Annotated in this window: 14 protein-coding genes; 2 read left to right on the top strand and 12 right to left on the bottom strand. The window is 35.8% G+C overall.

Annotated features, from left to right (window positions below; genetic code table 11):
- Nucleotides 1-18: 18 nt before the first annotated feature.
- From AB8S09_RS08885 to AB8S09_RS08845, 9 genes are all read right to left on the bottom strand, one after another.
- The gene (locus AB8S09_RS08885) at nt 19-1,203 is read right to left on the bottom strand and encodes an ABC transporter permease (protein WP_294180680.1); all 1,185 of its coding nucleotides are present in this window, start codon (nt 1,201-1,203) and stop codon (nt 19-21) included.
- On the bottom strand, nt 1,200-1,877 hold the full coding sequence (locus tag AB8S09_RS08880) for an ABC transporter ATP-binding protein (RefSeq protein ID WP_294180956.1): 678 nt from the start codon (nt 1,875-1,877) through the stop codon (nt 1,200-1,202). The genes AB8S09_RS08885 and AB8S09_RS08880 overlap by 4 nt, the downstream gene beginning before the upstream one ends.
- Nucleotides 1,852-2,898: an HlyD family efflux transporter periplasmic adaptor subunit gene (locus AB8S09_RS08875; RefSeq protein ID WP_294180682.1), complete on the bottom strand. Its 1,047-nt coding sequence runs from the start codon at nt 2,896-2,898 to the stop codon at nt 1,852-1,854. The genes AB8S09_RS08880 and AB8S09_RS08875 overlap by 26 nt, the downstream gene beginning before the upstream one ends.
- 32 nt (nt 2,899-2,930) lie before the next feature.
- Entirely contained in the window at nt 2,931-3,611 is a 681-nt protein-coding gene (locus AB8S09_RS08870; protein WP_369868968.1) for a Yip1 family protein, read from the bottom strand.
- Nucleotides 3,612-3,847: 236 nt separating this feature from the next.
- Nucleotides 3,848-5,020, bottom strand: coding sequence for a M20 metallopeptidase family protein (locus AB8S09_RS08865; RefSeq protein ID WP_294180685.1), 1,173 nt, complete (start codon nt 5,018-5,020; stop codon nt 3,848-3,850).
- Between the two features lie 35 nt (nt 5,021-5,055).
- Nucleotides 5,056-6,249, bottom strand: coding sequence for a hypothetical protein (locus tag AB8S09_RS08860; RefSeq protein ID WP_369868967.1), 1,194 nt, complete (start codon nt 6,247-6,249; stop codon nt 5,056-5,058).
- Nucleotides 6,250-6,305: 56 nt separating this feature from the next.
- Nucleotides 6,306-7,547 carry a sigma-54 interaction domain-containing protein gene (locus AB8S09_RS08855; RefSeq protein WP_369868966.1) on the bottom strand — a complete coding sequence of 414 codons (1,242 nt, stop codon included), beginning with the start codon at nt 7,545-7,547 and terminating at the stop codon, nt 6,306-6,308.
- 586 nt (nt 7,548-8,133) lie between these two features.
- The gene (locus AB8S09_RS08850; protein WP_294180692.1) at nt 8,134-9,627 is read right to left on the bottom strand and encodes an aldehyde dehydrogenase family protein; all 1,494 of its coding nucleotides are present in this window, start codon (nt 9,625-9,627) and stop codon (nt 8,134-8,136) included.
- Nucleotides 9,628-9,751: 124 nt separating this feature from the next.
- The gene (locus AB8S09_RS08845; RefSeq protein ID WP_294180694.1) at nt 9,752-10,867 is read right to left on the bottom strand and encodes a D-glucuronyl C5-epimerase family protein; all 1,116 of its coding nucleotides are present in this window, start codon (nt 10,865-10,867) and stop codon (nt 9,752-9,754) included.
- Nucleotides 10,868-11,159: 292 nt separating this feature from the next.
- On the opposite strand from AB8S09_RS08845, the gene AB8S09_RS08840 reads away from it, so the two are divergent.
- Nucleotides 11,160-12,431 (top strand): exonuclease domain-containing protein, encoded by a 1,272-nt coding sequence (locus AB8S09_RS08840; RefSeq protein WP_294180695.1) that lies wholly within the window; start codon nt 11,160-11,162, stop codon nt 12,429-12,431.
- Between the two features lie 166 nt (nt 12,432-12,597).
- On the top strand, nt 12,598-14,025 hold the full coding sequence (locus AB8S09_RS08835) for a DHA2 family efflux MFS transporter permease subunit (RefSeq protein WP_294180697.1): 1,428 nt from the start codon (nt 12,598-12,600) through the stop codon (nt 14,023-14,025).
- A gap of 108 nt (nt 14,026-14,133) precedes the next feature.
- On the opposite strand, the gene AB8S09_RS08830 is transcribed toward AB8S09_RS08835, so the two are convergent.
- The 3 genes from AB8S09_RS08830 to orr are packed head-to-tail and all read right to left on the bottom strand — an operon-like array spanning nt 14,134 to nt 17,717.
- A complete protein-coding gene (locus AB8S09_RS08830; protein WP_294180699.1) occupies nt 14,134-15,537 on the bottom strand; it encodes an APC family permease in 1,404 nt (467 codons plus the stop codon).
- Between the two features lie 11 nt (nt 15,538-15,548).
- Nucleotides 15,549-16,604 (bottom strand): 2,4-diaminopentanoate dehydrogenase, encoded by a 1,056-nt coding sequence (gene ord / locus AB8S09_RS08825; RefSeq protein WP_294180701.1) that lies wholly within the window; start codon nt 16,602-16,604, stop codon nt 15,549-15,551.
- A 42-nt stretch (nt 16,605-16,646) separates the two neighbouring features.
- Nucleotides 16,647-17,717 (bottom strand): ornithine racemase Orr, encoded by a 1,071-nt coding sequence (gene orr / locus AB8S09_RS08820; RefSeq protein WP_369868965.1) that lies wholly within the window; start codon nt 17,715-17,717, stop codon nt 16,647-16,649.
- Nucleotides 17,718-17,730 lie beyond the last annotated feature (13 nt).

Genomic DNA, 17,730 nt, shown 5'->3' with positions numbered 1-17,730 from the left:
ATCCATACTCATTTCCATTTATCTATAAATAGCCTTAATTGGATCCAGTTTCGCAGCTTTATATGCGGGAATTATACCGAAGATTATTCCTACGGCAATAGAAGTAATGGATGATCCCGCCAATATGCCCAATGTCATGACAGGTTTAAAAGGTAAAAAGTTTCCTAAAATAAGGGAAGCAAGATATCCCGTGCCTATTCCGAGAATTCCACCCATCCCGGTAATAAATATCGATTCTATTAAAAATTGATATAGAATTGCAGATGGTTTTGCACCTATGGCCCTTCTGATGCCTATTTCACGACGGCGTTCTGTAACGGATACATACATTATATTCATTACTCCGATTCCTCCGACAAATAGAGATATTCCAGAAACAACCGCTATGAAAGTAGTTATCCCGCTTATTATCTTTTCAAAAGCTTTGGAAACAGCCTTGGGATCTCCCTTAGTATAAGTTCCCTTTACATCAGGATGCAGGATTTCCAGCTCTTTTTTCACCTTCTTAAATATGGAATCAGAATTATATCCCTGTTTGATATTCACATCAATTGAAGATATTACTGTATCATTTTCCAGAAGATTTTTTGCAAATTCAGGTACATAGTCATACTGCATGGCCAATAAGCCAGAGCCTTCTTTCCCAATTCCAACGACCTCAAAATATTCATCTTTTATCTTAATTCCCTTTCCAATTCCTTCATTTACATTATTGCCAAACAGGGCCTTTGCATGATCTTTCGAAAGTACAACCACATAGTGTTTGAAATCATTGTCCTCCCTGGTTATTCCCCTGCCCGAAACAACACCTGCATTCCTATCATAATCATTTACCGTTAAATAGGACTGTTTGTTGAAAAAAGTTGCACTTTCAATTACCCCTGTCAGTCCCTCCAAACCGCTGCTGCTTTTATTAACCTGTTCTACACCGTCAATATCTTTCAAGTCCTGAAAATCTTTCCGATTAAAAGCTGTAGATGCATCTGAAGAATTTAAATCATAGGGCTCAAAATTAACGGTAATGGCATTGGCACCGGTATCCTCAGTCGACTGATTCACCTGTGCTTTCAATCCCTCTCCCACAGAAAGAATTACAACTACGGAACTTATTCCAATTATTATCCCTATCATAGTTAAAAATACTCTAAGTTTATGTGTGCGCAAGCTTAAAACCGCACTATGTATGAGCTCCAATAAATTCATAAATCATCCTCCCCAGTGAAAACACCATCTCTGAGGAAAACACAGTGAGTAGCATATTTTCTGAGATCACCGTCGTGGGTTACCATTATAATGGTTTTATTTTGTCTATTGAGTTTAACCAATATGTCAATAATTTTCAGTCCAGTTTTCCAGTCCAGTGCACCAGTAGGCTCATCTGCAAGAATAAGATCAGAATTATTTACAAGTGCCCTGGCAATTGAGATACGCTGCTGCTGTCCTCCAGACAGTTCATTTGGGTAGCTCTTAAACTTATTCTCCAACTCGACAGCTTGAAGGCTTTCTTTTACCATGTCAATTCTCTCACCGGCAGTATATCCACCATGATACAACATTGGAAGCTCAATATTCTGGGCCACTGTCAAAGATTCAATCAAATAAAACTGCTGGAATATAAATCCAATATGGCTGTTTCTAAATAAACATCTCTGATTTTCACCCATCTTTGCAACATTCTGTCCATTAAATATATAGCTTCCTTTCTCAAAACCGTCTAGAAGACCTAGAATATTTAGTAAAGTAGTTTTTCCGCTGCCTGATTTACCCATTATAACTACAAAAGAACCTTTCTCAACTTCAAAATCAAGATCTTTTAAAACCTGATACTTGCCATACCATTTGCACAACCCTTTAACTTCCAGAAGATGCCGTGCCAACACTGTCACCTTCCTTCATTCCCTGGGACGGATTTTTAATAATCTTATCTTCAAAGTTCAAACCACTTTTTACCTGCATATATGTACTATTATATTTTTCAATTTCCACTGGAACTTTCATCAGCTTTTTATTTCTCACAAGCCAGACAAATTTATCCCCGCCGCTGTTGAAAACAGAAGATGAAGGAATTTTGGGAAGCTCATTTTCATCAACAGTGGTTCCCTGCACATGAAAACCGGCATAAACTTCACGCTGATTGCCTATGTCAATATAGACAGGATAATAAGATATATTGGCTCCTGAAGATTGTGTCAAATTTGATGAAGTGCCGCCGGTATTACCAGCTTGAGATATCTGTGCCTGCAGCGGTTCGGCATCGATAGATTTAATAGTGCCGCTGAATTCTCTATTCGTGCCATAGACACTGATCTTTATCTTCTGATTTGTCTTAAGTTTCAATACATCTTTTTCACTGGCATTTGCCACTACCTGCAATTTGGGATCAATCAAAGTCAAAATAACTTTATTGGCATCATTTTCACCATCTTGAGATATTGAAACAATTCCATCAAATGGAGCTGAAACTTCAGTATAGCGCTTATCCTTAACATCATTCAACTGCTGCTGCAGGCTTGATTTTTGACTGCCGGCCTGTTGAAGCGCCTGTGGATCAGCCTCAATACCGTTGAGCTGCTGTGAAAGAGTTTCATACTGTTCAATTGCCTGTTCATTTTTATACGTGAACAATGTCTGCCCCTTTTTTACATGCTGTTTATCCTCAACATTTACCTTGTCAACAGTTCCCTTGGCTGCATCTTCAAAAAAACTTGTCTTTTTAACGTATTGGATTTGTCCATCCAAAAATATATTCTGTTGTTCCGGGACAGAATATACTTCATATTTCATATTATTCCTTTTTACACTTTGCCTGTGGCGATTCAAAAAGAATGTTACGGCAAATAATACCACAATTATAAAAACAGCAGAAGCAATGATCAGTACATTTTTTTTATTCTTCATAATAAGTCCATCCTTCCTCCATTTTATCAAAGTCATTTTGCAATTTTAAGATAAGGAAGTAAACCTACAATTACAGTAAGTACACAGGAAATTGCGACAACGACAAAGCTTTTTTTCTTTGACATTTTTCCAACTATCGATATGCCTATAGTCAACAATACTATCTGCCACAGATTGAACACATCATAATTATCTAAAAATCCATTTAGCGCCGTAGGATTAATCAAAGAATTAACACCCACAGGTTTCCCTGTAACAGCCATGTAAAGCCATTTCAAAACTTCACCGATAGCTGTAGACATCATACTCAAACAGTATACAGCTACAAGCTGTTTGTACTTTACTCTGGAGCCGAAAATTCTCGTAAGTATCTTGTATATCAAAGCTGCTATGTATATTCCTACAACAGTAACTGCTATGGTAGATACTGTTCGTACAGGTATGGAAGTTGCATATTTTACCGATTTTTCTATAATTGCCTGGGACATGTTAGGCGTGCCCTGAAGTTTATCCACAATTGACTTTCTCAAAATATCTGCAGAAACAGTTGTCTGCATAATATTATAAACCACATCAATTGCAACAACTATGAGCATTGTCCACAGATATCGGGGCTTTTCTATAAATTCACTAAAAACAGCCGACGGTTTTTTAAAAAAGCAAACAATTTTTTTGTCAATACTCAGTTCTTCCTTATTTTCCTCAATATTCATTATCCGTTCTCAGCAAGCAAGTAAATATACCGCATAAATACTAAAGCTCACTAAAATATTCACTTCCTTTCTCATTTTTAACTTAATACACCTTATACATATTCTACACAATATCATAAATTCCTCTTTATATCTTTTATGTAAACAATTGCATCAAAAAAAATGGTAAAGTGCTGCAAATCCACTTTCTAAAATAGTTTTACAGCACTTTAAAGATCTTAACTATATATCATGATTCAAGAAAGAAAATCAATGGCCACTTGGGTATAAGCTGCAGTTCCTATTGGAAGGGCATCTTCATCTACATTGAAATAATTTGAATGGTGGGAATGATTACACCCTTTTTCCTCATTTCTACCACCAAGAAGCATTAATGAACCGGGGATTTTTCCCAGATATTCAGAAAAATCTTCCGAACCCATTATTCTATCTATATTTATAATCCCATCTTCACCCATAAATTTTTTTATGGATTCTATTGCAGATCTAGTGTATTTAGGTTCATTATCAGTCACAGAACACTTGAAATTATAATCAAATTTGTAATCACATCCATAGGCACTGCAAGTATTTTTAATTATCCTCTCCATCCACTTTGGAATTTTATTTCTGATATTGACATTGAAAGTCCTGTTCATACCTTCCATTTCAGTGGTACCGGGTGTTATATTAAACCTCTCTCCACCCCTTATAGTTCCTATATTTATTACTACGGGACTTCTTACATCATTTATTCTGCTAATTATAGTTTGTATACCCTGAACTATTGCAGAAGAACATACTAAAGAATCAACTCCCTCCCAGGAGGAAGATCCGTGGCATGACTTTCCAAGCACTTTCAATTTCCAGGTATCTGCACTTGCCATAATAGGTCCTTCTTGCAGTGATACTTTATTTACAGGTATATCCGACCACACATGCATGCCAAAAATATAATCCACGTCCGGGTTTTCAAGAGCTCCTCCCTGCACCATTTGTTTTGCCCCTTCCGCTAACTCTTCCGCAGGCTGAAATAAAAATTTAACAGTTCCCTTCAACTCATTTTTTCTCTCAGACAACAATTTGGCCGCACCTAAAAGCATGGAAGTATGAAAATCATGCCCACAGGCATGCATATAACCTATATTCTCCGATGAAAATGGAAGTCCTGTCTTTTCAGTTACGGACAATGCATCTATATCTGCTCTAAGTGCAATAACATTTCCCTTTGAATTTCCTTCTAAAATTCCAACTATGCCCGTTTCTCCAATATGATCTACTTTAATACCCATATTAATTAAATTTTGGGCAATTATTTTGGACGTCCTGTATTCTTTAAATGATTGTTCAGGATGTCTGTGAAAATCCCTTCTTAAATTTACCAACCAATCTTTGATATCTGTTGCTTTACCTAATATGTCACTTTCCATATAATAAAACGCCTCCTAAAATTTAAATAAATAATTTATAATAGCTTAAGGAATATGCTGGCTATGATTACAGAAGCAATGGATACAGTCATAAATCCACCGACCAGCATCCTCGGGAGCAATATATCTATCAGATAATTTTTTTCCTCTTCCGTAGTGCCTATGGACTTACAGACCTCTGTTGTTATAACATAATCTGCCGGGAATCCAAAAAGTGCCGTAAGTGCACAGGCAAAAGCCATCTCCTTTGAAAACCCAAGATGCCTTCCCACAAGCATTGACATTATAAACATGCCGAGAATTCCCAATATTATAAGCACAATTATAGGGCCTATTATTCCCAGAAGCTGTGACGGCGTAACGCTGGACAGTTGAGAAAATACATATGCTAAAAGCCCTGCTATAAGCCAGTTGAATACCCCTGCCTTGACGAGGGACTGCTCTTCCAAAAATCCAAGTTCACAAAAAACAACTCCAAGTATGAGGCATATTACATACTGATTTACAGCTCCTCCAGTTAATTTAGACAGCCACCCCGCAAGCATGGACACCAATATCACTTTAAACAGTATCATTGGTGCAGTCTGATAAGCTTCAGGAAGTGCGGGTATAAGTTTTTTCCTGCTATTTCCCTCATCCTGAAACATGCTTCCTTCTTTAATCACTTTTGGATCGGGACCGCTTTCCCTAAAACCCTTCACAATCCTTTTGCCTTCTTTCTTTAAACACCAAGAAGTAATGGGATATCCAAAAAAACTGTGAGTTATAAACATTGCTATTGGAAGTACAGCAAGAGTAGTAATACCTTTGGCTTTCAAACCCTCGGACATGAGAAGGGCCGCCACTATTCCCCCTGTAAGAGGCGGTGTTGCGGCGATAACCGTATGCCAGTCAAACAACAACAGCCCCACACTCATGGTCAAAGCCATAATTCCACATATGCCGCAGACTGCGACTACTACCGCCTTCCACTGTGCTATCAATTTTCTCAGGCTCATAAGAGTACCCAGATGTACAAGAAGAAGACTCATGGTAATCTGTATGAACTCTTTGCCAAAAGATGCTCTTACAACTATATCCTTTGGTGCAAATGTCCAAAACCCTATCAAAAACAGAACAGCCGAGATAAATACCGAAGGAACATAAGCTTTTGTTTTTTCCGACACAACTTCTCCTATCAGTAAAAATGCCATTACTATCAGAAAACATTCAACAGATGTAAATACCATTAACAATTTCACTTCCTTTACATTACAAAAAATTTTAATCTTCGTTATTTTTTAAATTACTTGCAATATTTTGATATCAATCTAGAAGCGGTACTCTGTGAAATATTTAAATATCTAGCCACTTTATAAGAACTTTTATATATTTTTTTAGCTTTCCTTACAATTCCAGCTTTATAATTGTTTATATTTTTATTTAAATCAAATACCTGACGCAGCTCGGGGTCAACTCGATTCACAATAGCCGTATTTTTATCCACTAACTCAGCTCTCGATAATCCTGTAATGTTTTCAGGCAAATCCTTTTTAGAAATTATATAATTGGTAAAAGGTGCGTTTATCACCAGGACTTCTAAAGAATTCTCAAGTTCTCTTATATTGCCCGGCCAAGAATAGTTGTTCAACATTTTTCGTGAATATTCAGATAATTCGATTCTAGTATCATATTTTTTATTAAATAAATTCAAATAATAATTCAGCAGTATATTTATATCTTCTTTTCTCTCCCTCAAAGGTGGAATTTTTATTACTCCCAAAGCCAATCTATAATATAGATCCTGTCTAAATACACCATTTCTTACAAGCTGAATTAAATTTCGATTTGTAGCTGCTATTATTCTAATATCTACTTTTCTAGGATAAACCGATCCTATGGGAATATAAGTTTTTTCCTCGACTAATTGGAGCAGTTTTGCCTGTACGGTAGGAGCTAGTTCACCAATTTCATCCAAAAAAAGAGTTCCCATATTAGCTTGTTCCACAAGCCCTTCCTTACCATTTAAAGAAGCTCCCGTAAAACTTCCTTTTTCATATCCAAACAGCTCCGATTCTATCAGTTCTTCTGGTATGGTAGTACAATTAATAGTTACAAAGGGTTTATTCTTTCTTAAACTTAAATTATGAATTTTATTTGCCAAAAACGTTTTTCCCGTGCCGGATTCTCCAAGAAGCAGTAAATTAACATCTTTTGTAGAAAGCTTTTCTACGGATGCAGATAATTTTTTTATTTTTTCACTTCTAAACTCCACAGAATTTGCTGTATTTCTGGTACCAAAACATTTATTCTTTTTTTTATGTTTCTTAAATCTATAATTTTCATTTATTTTCATCATATAAATTTTACAATGCTGGCATTCAGTCACATATAATTTCCCACAATTCATATTTTCAAGATAAATTCTAATATTTTTCCCCCTAAGTTGGGAATTTTTCAAGATACTTTCTGCTATAGAATTAAAATCCAGAATCACACCATTTAAATCAGTTATAATCGTCCCGGAAGAATAAATATTTAGTAGCACTAAGTACCACTCCTTTGTAAATAAGTATTTATTTTCTCAAAATAGTTTGATATTTTTAATTCATATACCCTTATTTTGAAAATATAATAAATCATATTATATTTCTTTGATTTTATACTTTAACACAATGTTAAGAATCAAAGAATCAAAGATAATTTTCCTTAGGTACTTCCATGATCTCCTAAAATACTTCCGAGATTCAAAAGCTTAACGTTTACAGTTACAATAGCCTATCAGAATATTCATCCGCAATAAAATTTCCAATAACAGAAATCCACAAAATCACTCCCTTCCAGAAATTTCTTGATTTCAAACAAATATGTTTGTCAATATATAGATGCAACTACCATGCCAGTTACAATAGTAATCAATTAAAAAAAGCTCCTTTTAAGGGAGAATTCAAGGGTTATAACTATTTTTTCAATACATGTATTATCTAAAAAAAACCGGTATTTTAACTAAATAATTCAATATTGAATTATTCATCCAACCCAATATTGAATTGTCAAGTCATTTTTGGGTTAAAAAATATACCTGAGTTCATGTAAAACTAAACCCAGGTATATCTTTACTTTAATTGTTCTAATCAATACAATCCCAACTTATTTTCGCCTATACTTACAAATATATTTTTGGTTTGGGTATAGGCATTTAAAATGGATTTATAGGTTTCTCTTCCAATTCCAGATTTTTTATACCCACCAAAGGGCGCCCCTGCCGGAAGTTGATTGTAGGTATTCACCCACATTCTACCAGTTTCTACTGATTTCGCGACTCTCAGGGCTCTGTTTATATCTCTTGTCCAAACTGCTCCTCCGAGACCATATTCTGAATCATTGGCAAGCTTTATAGCTTCTTCTTCATCCTTAAACTTTATTACTGTAGCCACAGGCCCAAATATCTCCTCTTGTGATATCCTCATGTCGTTCTTAGCATCTGCCAGAATTGTAGGCCTTATAAATTCACCTTTTTTGAGTTCACATTCATTTATTTTATATCCTCCAGTCACAAGAGATGCCCCTTCCTCTTGTCCTATTTTTACATAGTTCAGAATTTTTTCAAGCTGTCTGTGATTTACCTGCGCACCCATTTGGATTCCATCTTTCCACGGGAGCCCAACTCTTACTTTGTCAAAGGCATCTTTTATTCCGGCTAAAAATTTATCATATATTTTATCTTGAACAAATAACCTGGAACCTGCACAACAAACCTGTCCCTGATTAAATAATATACCCAGCTGTGCACCCTCAATGGCCTTTTCCCAGGGAGCATCCTCAAAGAATATGTTGGCGGATTTTCCACCCAGTTCAAGTGTTGCAGGTATAAGTTTATCAGCAGCTTGTTTTGCCACCCTGTAACCTATTTCCGTAGAACCTGTAAAGGCAAGTTTGTTGAAACCCTTATGTCCAAGCATATAATCTCCGGATTTTGCTCCCCTGCCTGTAATAACATTCAATACACCTCTGGGAAGTATATCACCTATAAGTTTCACCAGTTCAAGTAGACTTAGGGACGTGGAAGATGAAGGGTGAATAACTATGGCATCCCCTGCTGCAAGTGCAGGTGCAATTTTCCACGCAGCCATAAGTATCGGAAAGTTCCATGGAACTATCTGTCCGACTACTCCTATAGGTTCTCTTAATACAATACTCAACGTATCCCTGTCTATATCCTGGGCGGTACCCTCTTCCATCCTTACTGCCGCTGCAAAATATCTAAAATGATCCGCACTGGCAGGCACGTCCACATTGAGAGTCTCACGGAGAGGTTTGCCATTATCCAGTGTCTCTACCAGTGCAAGGTGTTCCCTGTTTTCATCTATAATATCGGCTATCTTTAAAAGCAACCTGCTTCTTTGCTCACGTCCAACTGATTTCCAGTTTTTAAAAGCCCTGTGGGCAGAATCCACAGCTCTGTCCACATCTACATCTGTCGCATCTATAAATTCTGATAAGAGGCTTCCATCGGAAGGATTATAACTTTTTATTCTGTCGTTCCCACTGCTGTCCACCCAATTACCGTCTATATACAATTTATATTCTTTATCCACTGCTTTTTGAATCTGCTGCTTTGATATCATAAAATCACCTCAAATATTTTTTAATAATTGGTTATTTTATAATAACATTCTTATATAATATGTCAAGAAAAGTTATATTTTTATCAATATTATGGTTAATTATTTATCAATTTATAAAAATACATTATTTTACATAAGAAATCCAAAGATCTCTCAACTTTTTAAAATATTCGTCTCCAGTAATATTGTACAATACATTCATCTGTTCTATATGAATGGAATGATAAAAATCCGAACTGCTGGGAAAAGATCTTTTTACAATATGGTAGAGATCATAAGAAGTGAAACTCCCTATATCATAGTAAGGCAATATGCACTTCAAGCTATCAAGACCTTTTTTCCAGTATTGTCCGGCAATATTACAATAATATATATTTTCCGGGCAATATACCTTACTCCAGTCATAAAGCCCTATCAGGGTAAATATATGTCCATTTAAAGTATAAGTTGGGGTGGAATTTACATATTGTTGAAAAAATATCTTATTTTTTAATTTCCCATTTAACGCTCCCAAATCATCCATCACTCCTCCTTCTGAAATAGGGGTCAACAGATACCCTAACACCTTCTGCCCTGATTTTACATACTTGGAGTTTTTGGTTAAATAATAGGCTCTGGCAAGCACACTCAACGCCTGACCTTGAGACATACTTGAGGTCCATCCTTCGTTTAAACATTCATAATGGTTATATTTAAACCCATACCTTAGAGATCCATCTTTTTTCACATTTTCTATCAAAAAATCAGCTATGTTCAAAAATTTATCTTTACTACCTTTTCCATCAATATATTTATCATATAGATGGAGAGCATACTGACATATGGTAACTGTATTATAATAAAATTTTTCATCATATTTTACCATCGGCACTCCATTTTCATCAAACTTAAAACTGGAAGATTGTATATAAACCCAATCCTGCTGCTTGTTGAAATACTTTTTAAAGGTACTGTACCTCTCATATAAAACATAACTGCATTTATTGTCTCTATAATAATTCCCCCCGCTCTTCGCAACAGTTATATACTCGGGTAAAAAAGAATAATTTTTTAAAACAGGCTGTTTTTGTTCTGCCAGAAGCTTGCATACCTTGGCTTCATTTATAGAACAATCTGGGAATTTTGAATTCGATAAAATTATATTGTATCCGTCTATGGCCCTTTTATATCTTCCACTGTTTTGCAGCCGGCGGCTGTTTTTCAATATTTCTTCCCCCTGATTTTTAATTGTCTCACCCACTGGGAGAAATTCCTGAAGTTTTATTAACCTCTCCTGAAATGCCCATTATTATTATCATTATAAATATACATATTATTCTGATAAACATATTTTTCCCCAATTTTATATTCTCCTCTCTAGCTATTATTCTGGAAATAATGACTTTAATATTATTTTCAAATATTTTAAAATATATTCTACTTATTACAATTGATGAAAAAATGTATATTAAAATTGATAAACATCTATAAATTATATATAATAATCATGTAGTAGATTTGATATTTAAAAAGACAATAGAAGAGGGATTATTATGTCATTTGATTTTGTAGCTATAGATTTTGAAACATCCAACAACAAATATACCAGTGCATGTTCTATAGGTATTGCCGCCGTAGAAAACAATGAAATATGTAAAAGTGAATACTTCCTAATTCATCCGCCGACTCTTAATTTCAGTAAAAAAAACATATCCATCAACGGAATAACCCCGGAAGATGTTAAAAATTCGCCGCTTTTCCCCATCATATGGGAAAAAATAAGCAATTATTTCAACGGAGACAATTTACTGGTCGCCCACAATGCTGCCTTCGATATGTCTGTACTTAAAAACTGTCTATCATGGTATAAGATACCTATGCCAAATTTCAAATATGTGTGCAGCATACCAATATCCACAAGACTGTGCAGAGGCAAAAGGATAGGCAGATCTCTGGAAGAACGTGCCAAATATTTCGGTATAGACCTGGGCCACCATCATAATTCCCTGGATGACGCCCTAACCTGCGCCAACCTTGTTATCGAATGCGTGAAACGTTCCCAACGAAAAAGCCTTGAATCCTTCTGCAATACATATACAAGCGTTCCGATAAAAGATTTCAGGGATTTGCATCCCAAGATAGAACTTTTCAAAAAAAGCAGTTCTAATTTTAAGGACAAGTTCAATGCAGTTAAAATATCTGAAATCAAACCTGACTCCGGCAGTATTGACACTTCCAATCCATTTTACAAAAAGGCCGTGGTCTTCACGGGTAATCTGGAAAACTTAAGCAGAAAAGATGCCATGCAGAAGGTAGTTAATCTGGGGGGTATACTTAAAAGCAGCGTGTCAAAGAAAACAGACTACCTAATTGCAGGAATTCAGGATAAATATTTAGTTGGAGGTTCCGGAGTGAGTTCCAAGGAACAAAAGGCAGCTGAACTAAAAGATCAGGGATACAATATTAAAATAATCCATGAAGATGAGTTCCTGGATCTGATAAAATACAGGATCAGGGAGGAAAGTACAGATATTTCCAAAAAAATTTCTGATTTGGAGTCAATCATCGTCTTTAACAATTTAAATGAAAAAATGGAGAAATTAAAGGGATGGAAATTGCTGAGCCCTTCAGCCAGCAGTTTAAAAGACATATATTATAAAAATAAGGACAAAGCATACAGTGCAGAAATCCTAGGGTATCTGAGCAAGGCAACAAATCCAAAGTGTATAAATCAATCTTACGAAACCATTGTATTGAAGGTCAAAGACAAAATTATAAGAATAGCCCCTGCCTATCTGCTGGAAATGCAGAAAAGGGACTTTTAAAGTATGTCAATTTTATAGTTCTACGAAAGCAATCAAAAAAGTGTTTGCAAAATTTCTTATAAATATTATATAATATTTATACAGCGAGTAGTTTTGATAACGTAAATCCGGTTGTCAAAACTACTTGTTTTTTTTGTAATAACTAAAAGGGAGATGAAATATTTTAATGGGAAAAACAAAAATCAACACGAATTCAATTTTGGCAGTACTGGCATTTAGTTCATTTCTGGCAGTATTCAATGAAACAATATTGAATGTTGCATTAAATATTCTTATGAAAGAAATGCATGTCACAGCAGGTACAATACAATGGATAATAACCGCATACATGATAATAGTGGCAGTTATGGTACCAGTCACAGCATTCTTAATTCAGTCATTTGAATTGAAAAAACTGTATCTTGGGGCCATAATAATACTTCTAAGTGGGACAATATGCGCGGCCTGTTCTAGGACTTTCTCAGTATTACTCATTTCCAGGATGCTGCAGGCTTCCGGAACTGGTATGATGATCCCCATCATGATGAATACAATACTACTCATAGCGCCACCGAAAAAACTCGGTTCAGAAATGGCCATAGGGGCCTGTGCAATTCAGCTCGGACCAGCACTTGGTCCTACAATTTCAGGATTTGTACTGCAATTTTTTAATTGGCACGTACTCTTTATAATGCTAATTCCGCTTATAATATTAGCTATGATATTCGGACATATCTATCTAGTCAACATATCAATTCTCAAGAAACCCAAAATCGATATACTATCGATAATACTATCCACTGTTGGAGTCGGAGGAATTATATATGGTTTAAGCAATCTCAGTGGAAGTGGAAATGTAAAAATAGTCACTGTAATAACTGCCGTAGGCATAATATCACTGTTTGTATTTGGCAAACGACAGCTGCACCTAAAAGAGCCCATGCTGGAAATAAGAACTTTTAAATTCCCCTTGTTTTCAATTGGAGTAATACTTGTCATGATATCTATGATGGCAATATTTACAATGAATGTAATGCTTCCCATATTCCTTCAGGGAGCACTTAAAACAACAACTTTAGTAGCAGCAATAGTACTCCTTCCAGCAACACTCATTAATGGACTCGTAACTCTCATAGGTGGAAAAATTTATGACAAACTGGGAGCTAGACTTCTAATACAGGTGGGATTCATTATTATTCTATTGCCTCTGCTTATTTTATCACGATCAACTACCAATACATCTCTTATAAAAATTGCAGTTACATATATAATAGCATGTGTTGGAGTCGGCAGTACATTGTCACCTTCTCAAACAAGTTCTCTCAATCAACTGCCAAAAGAATATTACCCACATGGAGTGGCCTTGTTAAACACTCTTCAACAGCTATCTGCAGCAATTGGTTCTTCGCTGTTTATAGGCATTATGTCAAATTCTCAACAAAAAGCTCTAAGCAATATGGCATCAGAACAATCAGCTGTTGCTTACGGATTTAATACAGCTGCATTGGCCCTGTCAGGATTCGTTCTAATTGGATTTTTATTGTCATTTACTCTTAAACTTGAAAATAAGGAACTTTCTCCATCATCTAATTCAAACTCCTCAAATATCAAGTAAAAATAAAAAGGCACTGTAAAATTACTTTAAAGTAATTTTACAGTACTCATATTTTTGTATATTATTTTAAATTGGTATTATGCTTAAAGGAGGAAAAAGTTTAGCTTCTCAGTATTTTTCCTTTTCACGCCTGGAAGATTGATTTAAAGTACTGTGTCTCAATCCGTACATAAAATAAATTGAAATGCCAATTGCCGTCCATATTATAAATCTGATCCAGGTAACAGCAGGTAAACTTATCATGAGATATAGACAGAAAAATATAGTTAATATAGGAGTAACCGGAACTCCCGGACATTTAAACTTTCTTTCCACATCGGGCATAGTTTTTCTCAAAACAATAACTCCTACGGATACAGCCAAAAAAGCAGACAGAGTTCCTATATTACATAATTCGATAAGTATTGAAAGCGGTAAAAATCCTCCCAAAATAGCCGTTGCCGCTCCTGTCATAACTGTACAGCGTGCTGGCGTGTTATGAACCTTTGATATTATAGAAAAAGATTTTGGAAGCAGTCCGTCTCTGGACATACTCATAAATATTCTAACTTGTCCATATACAGTTACTATAAGAGCGGAGATCATTCCTATTATAGCTCCTACAGCAACTAATGTTGAACCCCAGTTTATTCCAACATATGCAAGAGAGGCCGGAAGGGCATTATTTATATCTATTAATTTATAAGGTACTATTCCTGTAAGGACCAGCGAAACACCTATATACAGTATAACGACTATGACCATACATATACCCAGTCCCAATGGAATATCCCTTTTAGGATCAACTGTTTCTTCTGCTGCAGTGGAAACCGCATCAAAACCGATAAATGCAAAAAATATGATAGATGCCGCTGACATTACTCCTTTAAATCCGAAAGGAGCAAAGGGATGATAATTGGCAAAGTTTACATGACTCACTCCTACTATTATAAATATGACAATTACAGATACCTTAATGGCAACTATTATATTATTCACTTTTGCACTTTCCGACACACCAATATATAAAATCCAACTTATGAAAGCAATAATCAAAACTGCAGGCAAATCCACTATCCCTCCTGCCAGTGGAGACTTCGTGATCATTTCAGGCAGATGTATATTGTATGTAGCCAGAGCTCCTACTAATGTAGAAGACCAGCCTGTAGCAATAGTAGCTGCTACTACAAGATATTCAAGTATTAGATTCCAGGCCAAAATCCATGCTATAATTTCACCAAAGGCTATATAACAATAGGAATATGTGCTCCCTGAAATTGGAAACATAGTTGCCAGTTCTGCATAAGTAAGTGCACATAATACAGCTGTTATTGCCGCTATTACATAGGATAATGTAACTGCAGGTCCTGCCATATGGGCACCCTGTCCTGTCGCAACAAATATTCCTGTACCTATTACAGATCCAACTCCCATAGCCGCTATATCGAAGGAAGTCAGTCCTTTTTTTAGATTCGTTTGAGAGACCGTATTATTGAAATCATCAATACTTTTTTTCCTAAATAAGTTAACCAATATTAATCCCCCTAACTTTCACCTTTTACCAAATCTCTAACGTCGCCAACTATTGCCCTGGGTACCGGCAAGTCCAACATAGTCTTCAACCCCGGAGTGGAATTTATTACAAGCGGAATCATATTGACACATATGGCAATAGTTGCAATTCCTCCGGGAATTTCAGGCTTTATTTTAAGATCAATATCTGGACTTCCCTTTATGTTTATATAATCTCCCGTCTCTACATTCTCCAGTTCTGGTCTTATCTGCTGCGGATGCTCCATTTTAACAAATTCTTTTCCACCCAATTTTGCAGAACCAAGCTGTCTGCATCCAACTACTTCCCCAGGTTTTACCAAAGCAGTATCTGTAGAACGCTTTACCCTGGTTACAATAGGTTCTTTCTTCTGCTTTACCTCGTCAAATTTTACATTAAATGCCTCTTCAAACATTCCAAAGGACTGCAAAAATCCAACATGCCCCACTACTGAGTTATCTTTAACTCTTTTTGTAAATTCTTCCGGACTTAGTCCTATTCCCTGCTCTTTCATAACTGCTTTTCCAAAACAAGTCAAGTCGTTTATCCTGCTTACAGTAAGCTTATCTATTTTATCACATACTCCCGTCAATGCAATGACAATAAAATCCATTATGAAACCGGGATTTACACCCGTACCCAATATGGAAACATTATTTTCTTTTGCTATCTTATCCATTTCTTCAGACAATTCCGGATCTACAGCTTTTGGATAGGACATCTCCTCAGCAGTAGTCACCACATCCATCCCGGCTTCTGCAGCTTTTTTTATAAATGGAAATACAATTTTTGTAAAAGAAGCCGCAGCAATTATACATACGTCGGCACAGTTTGGTTTTATAATTTCATCCGCATCTTTCACAACTATGCAATTACTGTCTTCACTCGGATCCATATTCAAAACTTCATAAAGTCTTCTACCTGCTTTATTTGGATCCACATCAATAGCTCCCACAATTGTAAATCCCTTTTTGCCAAGTATCATTTTTGCAATTCCGCTTCCCATAGAACCCAATCCCCAAATTATAATTCTTATTTTATTTTTCACGATAATTACCCCCCAAACATATTTTTTAATAGCTTAAATAAATCAAGCAGAATAATATTTATTTACATAAGGTGAAGTCATGGCAGCAAGAATACAGCCATAATCCATATTAAAAACGATTACATCTCCGACTTTCAAAGGTTTTTCACTCTCTGTAATGTCCAATATCAGATGATCACTGCTGGCCCCAAAAATATCTATATTTTTATTCAGAGGACTGAGTCCATCTAATTTTATATCCTGTCTTCCTACTGCCGCAATGGCTCTTTTCCTTATACCCTTATCCTTGAATCTGGGCTTTTCCCCAAATGCATCCACTCCTATTTTCCCAACTGGAACCGTAGGCTTATCTTTTATTTCTATTATCTCGCTTTTAAGTACAAAAGCATCGCTATAGCAGCCTGATATTTTATGTCCAAAAGAAGTTTCCCTTCCCAATACTATTCCTTCTCCTATTCTCAATTGATTGATGCCTTTTGGCACAGTACCGCCTGCAGCCATATATAGACTGCTGGAATTCCCCCCTGAAATTATCGGAAGGTCAATATCAAAGATTTCCATAACTTTATCTCTAAGTTTTACAAGCTTTCCAAGATTGTTTTCATCGGGAATAACCCCTCCATAACAGGTAACATTTGTACCAAGCCCGACCAATCTTATATTTTCAAATTTTATTATTTCCTTTACAATGTCAATTACATCTTTTATCAATACTCCTTCTCTCAGATCCCCTACATCCACCATTAAAATAATATTGTGAACCGTATTCAACATCTTAGCCACCCTCGATAGTTCCCCAATTACATTCAATTCCGAATTTAAACTTATATCACTGTACTTTACTACTTCATAGGCCTGATCTTTCATAGGTATCCTGAGAAGCATCTTTTTACAATTCAAACCTTCCATCTTCTTCAAATTCAGTATTCTAGAATCACCTATCATATTAATTCCTGAATTTAAAACAGCCTGAACTACGGGCAGTTCCGCACAAAACACTTTAGTCACCCCAACAACATCTATATCATTTTTATTACACAATGTCATAATCTTCCTGGCATTATGAGTCACTTTTTTTAGATCCACTTCCACACAAGGATATCTCCTAACCATAAAAATTATCTCC

The organism is Clostridium lapidicellarium (assembly GCF_041224415.1).
Classification (GTDB): Bacteria; Bacillota; Clostridia; order Clostridiales; family Clostridiaceae; genus Clostridium_B; species Clostridium_B lapidicellarium.
This window is presented reverse-complemented; position numbering and strand designations above follow the sequence as displayed.